9 protein-coding genes are annotated in these 12948 nt (G+C 43.7%); 8 read left to right on the top strand and 1 reads right to left on the bottom strand.

The window, feature by feature from the left end:
* Window positions 1-34: 34 nt before the first annotated feature.
* The 7 genes from ACK28X_RS08715 (at window position 35) to gltX (ending at window position 9754) form a co-directional block, all read left to right on the top strand.
* The gene (locus ACK28X_RS08715; protein ID WP_412058538.1) at window positions 35-2266 is read left to right on the top strand and encodes a ComEC/Rec2 family competence protein; all 2232 of its coding nucleotides are present in this window, start codon (window positions 35-37) and stop codon (window positions 2264-2266) included.
* A gap of 73 nt (window positions 2267-2339) precedes the next feature.
* Window positions 2340-3032, top strand: a complete 693-nt coding sequence (gene rpiA / locus ACK28X_RS08710; protein ID WP_412058537.1) for a ribose-5-phosphate isomerase RpiA — start codon at window positions 2340-2342, stop codon at window positions 3030-3032.
* A gap of 97 nt (window positions 3033-3129) precedes the next feature.
* On the top strand, window positions 3130-3666 hold the full coding sequence (locus ACK28X_RS08705) for a DUF2059 domain-containing protein (RefSeq protein WP_412058536.1): 537 nt from the start codon (window positions 3130-3132) through the stop codon (window positions 3664-3666).
* 120 nt (window positions 3667-3786) lie between these two features.
* Window positions 3787-5178, top strand: coding sequence for a glutathione-disulfide reductase (gene gor / locus ACK28X_RS08700; protein ID WP_412058535.1), 1392 nt, complete (start codon window positions 3787-3789; stop codon window positions 5176-5178).
* A 71-nt stretch (window positions 5179-5249) separates the two neighbouring features.
* Window positions 5250-6605, top strand: coding sequence for a class II 3-deoxy-7-phosphoheptulonate synthase (locus ACK28X_RS08695; RefSeq protein ID WP_412058534.1), 1356 nt, complete (start codon window positions 5250-5252; stop codon window positions 6603-6605).
* A gap of 118 nt (window positions 6606-6723) precedes the next feature.
* A complete protein-coding gene (locus ACK28X_RS08690) occupies window positions 6724-8388 on the top strand; it encodes an NAD+ synthase (RefSeq protein WP_412058533.1) in 1665 nt (554 codons plus the stop codon).
* Window positions 8381-9754 carry a glutamate--tRNA ligase gene (gene gltX, locus ACK28X_RS08685; protein WP_412058532.1) on the top strand — a complete coding sequence of 458 codons (1374 nt, stop codon included), beginning with the start codon at window positions 8381-8383 and terminating at the stop codon, window positions 9752-9754. Before ACK28X_RS08690 ends, gltX begins: the two co-directional genes overlap by 8 nt.
* 24 nt (window positions 9755-9778) lie before the next feature.
* On the opposite strand, the gene ACK28X_RS08680 is transcribed toward gltX, so the two are convergent.
* A complete protein-coding gene (locus ACK28X_RS08680) occupies window positions 9779-10072 on the bottom strand; it encodes a hypothetical protein (RefSeq protein WP_412058531.1) in 294 nt (97 codons plus the stop codon).
* 1366 nt (window positions 10073-11438) lie between these two features.
* Here ACK28X_RS08680 and lpdA point away from each other — a divergent pair.
* Window positions 11439-12899, top strand: a complete 1461-nt coding sequence (gene lpdA / locus ACK28X_RS08675) for a dihydrolipoyl dehydrogenase (RefSeq protein ID WP_412058530.1) — start codon at window positions 11439-11441, stop codon at window positions 12897-12899.
* Window positions 12900-12948: the final 49 nt, after the last annotated feature.

The following is a 12948-nucleotide window of genomic DNA, read 5'->3' as shown; positions in this document are numbered from 1 at the left end:
GAGCAAGAAAGCGTAAGTTGCAAACTACCTTAGTGTGTTAAAATGCACAACGAGCTTTTGCCGCGTGACCACGGGGGAAATGGTGGCGATCAATAAAATACTGGCCGTTTTCTTCCATTATTGGGCTATGGAAAGCGCCCGAGGAACCCGATTTTTATTAGGGTTTATGTTGGGATTAATGGGAGCTGTGACATATTTTTGTCTACCCTTTGAGCCTTCTTTTATAAGTTTTGTGAGCCTTATATGCGTAGGTGTAGTTGCTTTGATAGGGGTATGGCATTGGCCCCGCGCTTCATGGCTTTTACAAGGAGGGCTGTGTTTTTTGCTTGGGTTTATGGCTGCTAAAGTGGAAACATGGCGGGTAGATGCTCCACAAGTGGGGGTGGAAATTTCTACCACGCTCACGGGGCGGCTAACAGATTTAGAAGTTTTGCCAAAAGGGGGAAGCCGTCTGCTCCTTATGGTTTTATCAACAAAGTCGCCTGAGCTCTACCACGCGCCGCGTTACGTGAGGCTTACAGCTCGCCGCGTACCAGCAGATTTGCACTTGGGTGATGTCGTAGTGGGACGGGTGCATTTGCGTGCACCTAATGGACCGTTGAGGCCAGCAGGTTATGATTTTGGTTTTTATAATTATTTTAAGCGCTTGGGAGGACTAGGTTTTTATTTTCAAACGCCTCAGAAGATTGGTAGTTTTTTTGCCCCCAGCCTGTGGCAAAGAGCTCAAGAGAGCTTCGCATTTTTGCGTATAAATATGGCAAAAACAATTGAACATAGTATAGGGGGGCAAGCTGGCAAAGTGGCAGCAGCGCTTATTACGGGCCAAAGGACTGGGATTGATGATTCCACTAATAAGGCTTTACGTATTGCAGGACTTGCTCATATTCTTTCAATTTCTGGTCTCCATATGGCTATGGTTAGTGGTATGGTAATGCTGGTAATTCGTAGTATTTTGGCATGTTTTCTCACTTTTTCTGCACATTATCCTATTAAAAAAATTGCTGCTCTGGGGGCTCTTGGGACGGCGGCGTTTTATTTATTGCTTTCTGGCGTACAAGTTGCAGCTACACGTAGTTTTATTATGGTAGCGGTGATGTTGCTTGCGATTTTGGGAGATAGACCAGCTTTGACAATGCGTAATCTGGCGATTGCAGGATGGATATGCATCCTTTTTACTCCGCATGAGGTCATGGGGCCAAGCTTTCAGATGTCTTTTTCTGCTACCGCGGCGTTAATTGCTAGTTTTGGGGTTTGGCGTAGTTGGCATTTAAAGCGTTCTATACCTGAGGGAGCAAAATTTTTTGTTCCGCCACCTCTTTATTGGCGTGTAGGCCGTTTTATTTTAGCATCTGCAAGCTCAACGGCAGGAGCCTCCATTGTCGCAGGAGCAGCAAGCGGGATATTTGCAGGCTACCATTTTGCTAATATCGCGCCGTTAGGACTAATAAGCAATATTTTAGCCTTACCCGTGATGTCGCTTGTGGTGATGCCTTCTGCCTTATTGGCAAGTGTAGTGATGCCCTTTGGTCTTGCCGATACACCGTTGACGATAATGGGGTTAGGGGTGGAAATCATACTTAATATTGCGCGCTTTGTATCTACGCATAGTCCTGATATCCACTTGGGCTTTATGCCTCTGAGTGCATTAGGCGCTTTTAGTTTTGCCTTGGCAATTTTGGTTTTCTTTAAAACGCATTTACGCTTGTTTTTTTTACCAGTTTTCGCCTTTGGTCTAGGGCTTTGTTGGTGGCAACCAAAACCATTGGTTTTGGTTGCAGAAAATGGGAAATTGGTAGGAGCGGTAGCTGATAAGACTTTATACGTGGATAGATCGCGCCCCTCTCTTTTTACCACTAACATTTGGCGGACGACTTTTTCAATTCCTACCGTTATCCCGCCTTTGAGAAAGGTTAACGAAAGCATGATTGAATTGCCTCACCAGTTTCACTGTCATCAAGCGCTTTGCCAAGCGCGGCTTTTTGAAGGGATACGTTTGGCTGTGTTAGAAAATAGTAAGAGGTACGCGCCTCCTTGTACAGTAGCTGATATCATTGTGGATTTACGGTTGAGGCGCGGGGAGGAGTGTGAGGGTTTTGCTGGTATTTTGATCACTCGCGAAGCTTTGGTACGGCGCGGGAGTGTTATTATATGGCAAAATGGTCGAGTAGAGTGGGCTTATCCGTTTGCTTTGCGTCCTTGGACTGCTTATCGTCGCTATGCAGTCAATGCATTGAAAAAGGCAGTAAAGCTTGATGGCGAGCCCTGAAGGCGTATTTTATATTGGACGTGGCCTATAGCTTTGGTTATGTGGAATTATCTATTTTGATTGTGAGGATAGAATGAACGATGAGGATTTAAAGAAAGCGGCCGCTCAGAAAGCGCTTGAATGGGTAGAAGATGGCATGCGATTGGGCATTGGAACGGGTTCGACTGCAGAGGCTTTTATACGTCTTTTGGCCGAACGCGTAAAGGAGGGCTTGAAGATTTGCGGGGTAGCAACTTCAAATCGTAGCGAGGCTTTATGTCAAGCGTTGGGAATTCCTACAACGAGCTTGGGTGCTGTATCAACATTAGACCTTACTGTTGACGGTGCTGATGAAATTGGCCCTAGAATGGCACTTTTGAAGGGCGGCGGTGGAGCTTTGCTGCGGGAGAAAATTGTAGCTTATGCTTCAAAAAAAATGTTAGTGATTGCTGATGAAAGTAAATTGGTTACAGAATTGGGTGCCTTTCCGTTGCCTATTGAGGTAAATGCTTTTGGTTTTGAGGCTACAAAGCGTGCGATTATTGATGTGGCTTGTGCATTTGACCTGCCCCAGGAGATTATTTTGCGTGTGGTAAGTGGGGCTCCCTTTTATACGGATGGCGGGCATCTAATTTTGGATGCGGCCTTTGGTAAAATTGCTGACCCCTATGCTTTGTCCCAAGCACTCTTTGCGATTCCGGGTGTTGTAGAACATGGGCTTTTTCTTGATTTAGCAAGCGCATGTGTGGTTGCGGGTAAAAATGGTGGGGTAACTATTTTAACCTAGTAATATTAGGCATTAAGAGTTAGAGGAAGCGCCGAACCATTCTGATGAGCTTTGCGCTCTCGGGTTTTTAGGTTATATAATTAGGAGATATCGTTGGATGCGTAGTAATATTTTTTCTCAGCATTTTATAAAGTCAGTTATTTTTGGAGCGGCTTTTGCAATGACTGTAAGCTTTGGAATGGCGCAAAATGTGCCGCCAATGTCAAACGCGCCTATTCAAGCGGCTCGAAAAGCTTTGGCAGCTATCCATTCCACCGATATGTTTGATGATTTTTTACCTGCAGCAGCGCGTGATTTAAAGGATGAACTGGCAGCAAAAAACCCAAACCTAGCGGATCAAATCTCTGATATTGTTGATGAACAAGCTTTGGCTTTAGCTAAGCGGCGGTTTGATTTGGAAGAGGAGGCCGCACGTATTTATGCTACTTATTTTAGTGTGGCAGAGCTAACGCAAATTGCGCAGTTCTATGAATCAGAAACAGGTAAAAAATTATTAAAACATGGACCCGATGCTACGCGTGACATATTGGGCGCTTTCAACGTATGGCGTCAGGGTATTGCTCATGATTTGCGTGTCAATGTTGCAAAAGCTATGTCCGATACACCCGCTTCTGAGAAGTTAGTAAAGCCATAATATAATGGCGCATGGATGAAAGATATTGTTGCAGCGATTGAATGGCTCTGAAAATCGGAGTGATTTATACCGCAATTTATATTATGCTTTAGCTGAGCACAGATAGTAGAGATGGATTTTATGGTGTTTGATTTTGATTTATTTGTTATTGGTGGCGGCTCAGGGGGCGTACGCGCAGCGCGGTTAGCCGCGGCAGGTGGCAAGCGGGTGGCTTTAGCCGAAGAGTATCGGATCGGGGGGACATGCGTTATACGAGGTTGTGTACCAAAGAAATTATTTGTCTACGCTTCGCATTATGCTCAGAGTTTTGCGGAAAGCGCAGGCTTCGGCTGGCAATGTCCTCCTCCTACCCATGATTGGCAGGCTTTGATTGCAGCAAAAGATAAAGAGATCAAGCGCTTAGAGGGGCTTTATCGCTTCGGGCTAGAGAATAATAATGTACATATTTATGAAAGCCGCGCTGTTTTTATTGATGAACACACATTGGAAATTATCAATACTGGGGAGAAAATACGGGCGGAGAAAATTTTGATTGCGACAGGTGGGTGTGTTTCCATTCCGTCCAGCCTCAAAGGCGCTGAATATTGCCTAACATCAGATCAAGTGTTCGACTTAAAAACACGTCCACAGTCAATCGTGGTTTTGGGCGGTGGTTATATTGCTGTAGAATTTGCCAATATATTCCACGGTTTTGGTACAAAAACCCATCTTGCCTATCGAGGTGATTTATTTTTGCGTGGCTTTGATGATGATCTGCGTCAAACTTTGAGCGATGCGATGCGTGCAAAGGGGGTTAACCTTATTTATGGAGAAAAACCCTTAGAGGTTGCCCCAATAGATGGCGGTTACCAGGTGCACTTATCAAGTGGGATGAGACTGGTAGGTAATCAAGTGATGGTAGCTTTGGGACGACGGCCCAATACGCAAGGGTTAGGTCTTGAGAATGCGGGTGTTAAAGTAAATGTTAAAGGAGCGGTAGAGGTCGATGCTTTTATGACGACAAGCCAGCCGCATATTTGGGCGGTGGGCGATGTGACAAATCGTATTGCCTTGACCCCCGTAGCTATCCATGAGGCCATGTGTTTTATTCAAACAGCGTTTCATAATAACCCTACGGCTCCTGATCATGATTTGGTTGCTACTGCGGTTTTTTCTCAACCAGAGCTTGGAACAGTAGGGCTATCTGAAGAGGAAGCCTGCCGTATCTATGAGCATGTAGAGGTTTATCGGGCGCATTTTCGCCCGATGCGTTACGTTATTTCGGCGGGGGAGCAGAAAATGTTAATGAAATTGGTGGTTGATGGAAAGAGCCGGCAGGTGGTTGGTGTCCATATTTTAGGCTCTGAAGCCGGCGAAATGATTCAATTGCTTGGCATTGCCTTAAAGGGCGGGCTGAGCAAAGAGATGTTTGATAAAACCATGGCGGTGCACCCTACGGCTGCTGAAGAATTAGTGACAATGTATCAGCCTAGTTATACTTATAAGAACGGTCAAAAACAGCTGATTTCATAATATATTTGGTCTTTTGAATAAAGTCGATTATTCTAAAAGAATTCGCGTCATTAAAAATTAAGGATATAAGAATGACAAGCGCATGGAGCCCGCAATCTTGGCGGACAAAGCCAATCAAGCAATTACCATCCTACCCTGATTTAGCGATATTGGAGGAAATGGAAGGTAAATTACACCGCTATCCACCTTTGGTTTTTGCGGGTGAGGCGCGTAATTTAAAAAATGAATTAGCTGCCGTAGTTGAGGGGCGAGCCTTTTTATTACAAGGCGGTGATTGCGCGGAAAGCTTTGCCGAGCATGGGGGAGATAATATTCGCGATTTTTTCCGTGTTTTTTTGCAAATGGCAATTGTTTTGACCTATGGTGGTTCAAAACCTGTGGTGAAGATTGGTCGTATTGCAGGTCAATTTGCCAAGCCACGCTCAGCCGATGTGGAAGTGCAGGGAGGGGTCACGTTGCCCTCTTACCGCGGTGATATTATCAATGGGATTGAATTTTCGGCAGAAGCTCGTATGCCTGATCCACAGCGTATGTCCATGGCCTATCGCCAATCGGCGGCGACTTTAAACCTCTTGCGTGCTTTTGCGCAAGGGGGCTACGCTAATCTTGAGAATATACATAATTGGATGCTGGGTTTTGTACGCAATAGCCCCCAAGGAGAGCGGTATAAAATTTTAACGAAGCGTATTAGTGAAGCCTTGGATTTTATGCGTGCGGTGGGTATCACACCACAAAATCACCTTTCTTTGCGAGAAACATCTTTTTACACAAGCCATGAAGCGCTTTTGCTAGGTTATGAAGAGGCCTTAACACGGGTTGATTCTACCTCTGGAGATTGGTATACTACATCAGGACATATGGTTTGGATCGGTGATCGAACTCGTCAACCTGATCATGCGCATGTTGAGTATTGCCGTGGTATCAAGAACCCTATCGGTTTAAAATGTGGTCCTTCGCTTGATGCGGATGAATTATTGCATTTAATCAATATTTTAAATCCTCATAATGAGGCGGGGCGTCTTGTATTGATTGCCCGCTTTGGCTGTGATCAGGTAGAAAAACACCTGCCACCACTTATTCGTGCTGTCCAGCGAGAAGGGCATAAGGTTGTGTGGTCTTGTGACCCTATGCATGGTAATACAGTTACTGCAAGTGGATATAAGACCCGACCATTTGAGCGAATTTTAAAAGAGGTGGAAACTTTTTTTGCGATTCATCGCGCGGAAGGCACTTATCCGGGTGGGGTGCATATCGAAATGACGGGTCGTGATGTAACAGAGTGTATGGGAGGGGCGCATGCTATTTCTGCAAAAGATTTATCAGATCGTTATCATACCCATTGCGATCCGCGTTTAAATGCAGATCAATCCTTGGAACTTGCTTTTTTGATTGCAGAATTATTAAAAAAGGAACGTGAAGCAGATTGATTGTATTCCTCTATGCGATACAACCGCAGGGGGCAAGGGAGGCGCTCTTAGTGTTCTTTGGCAAGAAACAGGACAATAGTTTCCTAGGTGAGTGAGGTAGAGGGTGCAAAAGGAAGATATGCGTTTGGTAATGGCTCAGCTTAACCCGATTTTGGGTGATGTGAGGGGCAACCAAAAGCAAGCTGAAGTCGCCTATGCTTTAGCTTGTGAGCAAGGCGCTGATATTGTTGTATTTAGTGAATTATTTTTAAGCGGTTATCCCCCCGCAGATTTAGTGCTTAAGCCTTCCTTTACTAAAACGATTGAACAGGCTTTAAGTGCTCTAGCACAAAAGACACAGGGCGGCCCGGCTATGATTATGGGAGCGCCAATAAAATATGATAATAAAATTTATAACGCAGCTCTTTTGCTTGCGGACGGAAAGATATGTGCTACACAATATAAGATAGATCTGCCCAATTATCGTGAATTTGATGAAAAACGCTTTTTCTCTGCTGGATCAACTTCGCGCCCTATGCATTATCGTGGGCTTAAATTTGGGGTATTGATTTGCGAAGATATTTGGAACGATGAGGCGCGTGCGCAAGGCTTGGTTGAACAAGGAGCGGAGTTTATTTTTGTTTTAAACGGCTCGCCTTATTATCGTGATAAAATGGTATCGCGGCTGCGGGCGGCACAACAGCAAGTGAGACGTGCGCATGTGCCTTTGATCTATGTTAATCAAGTGGGTGGGCAAGATGAATTAGTGTTTGATGGCGGTTCTTTTGCGCTGGATGCTACAAGTAATGTAGTTTTGCAATTGGGGGATTTTACAAGCTGTGTGGATATCAGCCATTGGCGCCGTGATGAAACGGGTTGGTGCTGTATCAATCCACGTCAGGAGGTTATTTTAAATGGGGTTGCAGCTGATTATCATGCCTGTATGCTAGGGCTTTCGGATTATATTAATAAAAACCGCTTTAAAGGTGTAGTGTTAGGCCTTTCTGGTGGAGTTGATTCAGCTCTTTGTGCAAGCCTTGCCGTTGATGCTTTAGGCAAAGAGCGGGTCCATAGTGTAATGCTGCCTTATCATTATACATCTCAAGCCTCTCTTAATGACGCCAAGGAATGTGCGGCGCTTTTGGGCTGCCGCTATGATATTGTACCGATTTATCAGCCAGTAGAAGGTTTTTTAGCTGCTTTGGCGGGTCTTTTCGCAGGGCAAAATCCTGATGTAACGGAAGAAAATTTGCAGAGCCGTTGTCGTGGCACTTTGCTTATGGCTTTATCCAACAAATTTGGTTCAATGCTTTTAACTACTGGTAATAAATCAGAACTTTCTGTGGGATATACTACCCTTTATGGAGATATGAATGGTGGATTTAACCCGATAAAAGACTTGTACAAAACTGAAGTCTATGCTTTGTGTGCTTGGCGCAATGCTCATCACCCTAGGGATGGGCTTGGGCCTATAGGAAGGGTTATTCCACAACAAATTTTGGAAAAAGCGCCTACAGCTGAATTGCATGAGGGACAGCTTGACGAAGATTCTTTGCCACCCTATCCTGTTCTTGATGATATTTTGCGTTGTTTAGTAGAGGACGACATGGATATTGCTCAAGTTATTGCCCGCGGCCATGATTACGATACAGTAAAAAGGATAGAGCAATTGCTGTATCTTGCTGAATATAAGCGCCGTCAATCGGCTCTTGGCGTGAAGATCAGTCGTAAAAATTTTGGCCAAGATCGCCGCTACCCTATTACCAATTATTTCCGTGATGAATTGAGAAAGCCCCATGATTAGAGTTCGTTTCGCCCCGTCGCCAACCGGTTATATTCATATTGGCAACACCCGCCCTGCTTTATTTAATTGGCTGTACACTAAAGCCCATGGGGGCAAATTTGTACTACGCTATGATGATACAGATCAAGAGCGTTCAAAACAAGAATATATTGATATGATTGCTGTCGATCTTGACTGGCTTGGTATCAAGCCGGATGCCATTTATTATCAATCTAAGCGGTTTGCGCGTTATGACGAGGTGGTGTCTGATCTTAAGGCGAAGGGGGTGCTGTATCCTTGTTATGAAAGTGCTGAGGAGTTGGAACGGCGCCGTAAAATTCGTCTATCGCGTAAACTTCCACCCATTTATGGGCGAGAGGCATTGCGACTGACAAAGGCAGAAAAACAAACTTACGAATCTGAAGGGCGTAAACCCCATTGGCGTTTTTTACTCCCTAATTTCAAGGATGACCCATTTATTACTCATCGAACAGAAATTGTCTGGGATGATATGGTTCGAGGCAAGCAGGTGATTGACCTTGCTTCCATGTCCGATCCTATATTGGTGCGCGAGGATGACACCTACCTCTATACATTGCCATCGGTGGTAGATGACATTGATATGGAGATTACGGATATTATCCGCGGAGATGATCATGTTACGAATACAGGGGTGCAAATTGCGATTTTTACTGCTCTTGGCGCGTCTATCCCTCGCTTTGGTCATATTAATCTTTTGACCAATGCAACGGGGGAGGGGCTATCTAAGCGTAAAGGCGCTTTGTCTATCCGTTCGTTGCGTGAAGAAGGGTTTGAGCCTATGGCCGTTGCATCACTTGCGGTTTTAATTGGTACATCAGAAAATGTTCAGCCTCACAAGAATCAAGACAGTTTATTAGCTGGTTTTCATCTGGATGCTACATCAAAATCGGCGGCAAAATTCGACCCCGCTGATCTTTTACACCTCAACCGGCAACTCATTTACGCTTTATCTTATGAAGAGGTGCAAAGCCGTTTGAAGGCGTTAGGTATCCATGGAGAAAAAGCGCGAGACTTTTGGCTGATGATTCGTAGCAATATTGATAAACTAAATGATGCTTTACCTTGGTGGGAAGTGTTGCATGCACCTATTTTGACAGTTGATCTGAGCGATGAAGATAAAATGTTTGTTCGTGAGGCGCAAGAGGAGTTACCGCTTGATCCTTTTGATGAAGAAACTTGGAGAGTATGGACAAAAGCCTTGAAAGACAAAACTGGCCGCGGCGGCCGTACGCTCTTCATGCCCCTACGAAAAGCGCTGACGGGCCGCGATCGCGGGCCGGAAATGGCCAGCTTGTTGCCACTCTTAGGACGTGAAATAGTTCTTAAACGATTGAATGCATTTTAAATCAGATGATTTACTATACATGATCTACTGGTGGCTGGATATACCGAGGGCGGGAGCTATTGTCCCTTTTGGTGCGGTTTTTTCTAGTGTAGATGGAGAAACTTGTTGCTCGGTTTCAGTAGGTGCAATTGCTTGAGGATTTTTTGTGTCAAGCAGGCCTAAAGCAGTTATGATAAGCCATAAAAGGATAAGCGCTAAGATAACGGTCAAAACTCCGCGTTTTACTGTCCAACGCCGTTGGCGATCTGTGTTATTTAAGTGACGTGCTGAGTTTTCAAAGGGTGTTTTTTTCTGGTTGCTGAAGGGGGAATTATCCATTGTAAGCTCCTTGGGCTCTGCGTGAGCGATGATATAGTAATGCAAGAGCCTCTAAAAAGTTCCCTAGATGGCGTTTGAGTTCAGACCTTTCATATGATTGGGGAGCTGAACTATCAAAGTAGTAAAATCTAATGGTAAATTTAAACAATTTTATGGGTATTTGATTGTAGCTCGGTTGAGCGTAATCAATTAGCTGGAATACAAGATTTCCTAATAGTCTAATTTAAAGAAATATAAACAAATTATTCACAAGTCAGGCTTTCAGTCTGATAAGATTACCCGTTTAGATTAGATTACAAACAAGCTTTTTTCTATGGAAATATTAACCCGCGTAACAGTTATGTCATTTTTAATTAAGGTATTTGAAGCGAAAACGGCCCTTCAGATAAAGCTATTTTATTTCATCCTCTGCAATAATTCGTCGAAGCAAGTCACTGGTAATAAAATTATAATGCTTTTATGGCATTGGAGCTATGCCGGACGGTAGCTCTTTTTTAGGGCGTAGAACGACAACCGTTTTATCCCTTTTCCTAAATTTATGATATGAGACTGTAATTTTTATAAGATAAAGACCATATTTCTTTACATTGGCAATAATCTTATAGCTATCTTTTCCATTTTTATACTATATGTATATATACTAAATATTGGTTTTCAGAAAACTCTTAAGAGAAGAAGCGCCAGCCGTCTAAGTATTTCACTCTTATGCCTATCGGTAAAGCAATTTAATGCTTAAAATACAAGCAAGCGTACCTTATTTTTGAAATGTATAGATTTTCCAGTTTATTAACGTCTATTAGTACTCTGAAGAGGAAATAATAATTGAAACGCATTTTGGCTAATTCTTTATTGATCATATCTAGCCATAGGAATTCCTTTAGACGATCTTCAATCTTTAAGAAGGATATCTCACGTTATATTCCTACGCCATCCATGTAAACATGATTAAGCAAATAGGCCTATGCTTCTAGCATATTTATAAATATGTGTGTTTTTATATAAGTTTTTATTTTAAAATTCTGAAAATATATATTGTTAAATTATCATAGGCTGAGTGTCTCTTTAAAAGAGAGTGCTTTTATTGCTACTATTGGGAGATGCTAATGTCCATAGTAAGCCTTTAATTATAGGTAGTGGTTTTTTAGAGATTATTTAAGACGATAACACCGTTCCCTATCTTTTGATTTCGTGTCGTTTGCGTTTGATTTTTAGGTTGGATTTGGATAGAATTCGTATAGGAAGACTGCTATTTTTTGGCAAGCCTATTCCTTACCCACCCCAACCCATTCGAGGGAATATTTTTATTTAGTAAAATAAAGCAGTTAAGGTAAAAAAATAGCTATTAACATTCCACGGAGGGATTAGCGTGGCAAATCTTTATGATGTTATTGTGATTGGCTCAGGGCCTGGTGGTTATGTGACGGCGATACGTGCTGCCCAACTAGGCTTTAGAACCGCAATTGTTGAGCGTGAGCATTTGGGCGGTATTTGCCTCAATTGGGGCTGCATACCTACTAAGGCTTTGTTGCGTTCAGCGGAGATCAAGCATTTTGCCGAGCACGCTCAAGATTATGGTCTCGAATTACAAGGCACTTTAAATGCGGATATTACTAAGGTTGTGGCGCGTTCGCGTGCCGTCTCAGGACGGTTAAATGCTGGTGTTGGTTTTTTGATGAAAAAGAATAAAATTGACATCATTTGGGGTGAGGCTATGCTTTTAAGCGGCGTGCAAGGCGAGAAGCCTGCTGAAATTATGGTAAAAAAATCAAAAAAACCTGCGCAGCAGCCCCAGCATCCTGCCCCTAAGGGTGTATTGGGTCAGGGGCGTTATCAAGCCAAACATGTGATTGTAGCTACGGGTGCACGGCCGCGTGTTCTACCTGGCATTGAACCTGATGGGCATTTGATTTGGACTTATTTCGAAGCTATGGTGCCGCAAAGCCTACCAAAGTCCTTGCTTGTTATGGGATCGGGAGCGATTGGAATCGAATTTGCTTCATTTTATAGAGATATGGGAGCCACGGTTACGGTAGTGGAAATGCTCCCGCAAATTATGCCAGCGGAGGATGAAGAAATTTCAGCCTTTGCGCGCAAGCAGCTCGAAAAAAAGGGCATTCGTATCTTGACAAGCGCTAAGGTCACAAAGGTTAAAAAGGATGGCGGTGCAGTTATCGCAGAGATAGAAATTAATGGTAAAGTGGAGGCCATAAAGGCTGATCGCCTTATTTCAGCTGTCGGTGTTGTGGGAAATATTGACGACTTGGGACTTGAAACTCTGGGCGTGAAAACTGAACGCGGCTGTGTGGTGATCAATGAATGGGGGCAAACCAATGTGCCAGGCATTTATGCTATTGGCGATGTTGCGGGTCCGCCTATGTTAGCACATAAGGCTGAAGAGGAAGGAGTGATTTGCGTAGAACATATAGCTGGACTCAAAACAGCCCATCCACTTGATAAGAATAAAATTCCAGGCTGTACCTATTGTACCCCTCAAGTAGCATCGGTAGGGTTAACTGAAGCTAAGGCGAAGGTAGCAGGTTATGATATTCGTGTAGGGCGCTATGCTTTTGCTGCTAATGGTAAGGCGATTGCATTGGGGGAAGACCAAGGGATAGTGAAAACCATTTTTGATAAAAAGACCGGTCAATTATTGGGAGCCCATATGGTGGGGTCAGAAGTGACAGAGCTTATTCAAGGTTTTGTTATTGCTATGAATTTAGAAACCACTGAAGCGGAGCTAATGCATAGTATTTTCCCTCATCCTACCTTGTCAGAAATGATGAAAGAAAGCGTTTTAGATGCTTATGGACAAGCGCTTAACGCTTAACGGCGAGGGGCTTTTGAATAACAGGCAACTTGAAGAGGCGGAAAGCAGA

Origin of the sequence: Bartonella sp. DGB2 (genome assembly GCF_046843095.1) — a bacterium.
Classification (GTDB): Bacteria; Pseudomonadota; Alphaproteobacteria; order Rhizobiales; family Rhizobiaceae; genus Bartonella.
Note: the sequence above shows the minus strand (reverse complement) of the source record. Positions and strands in the feature narration are given on the sequence as shown.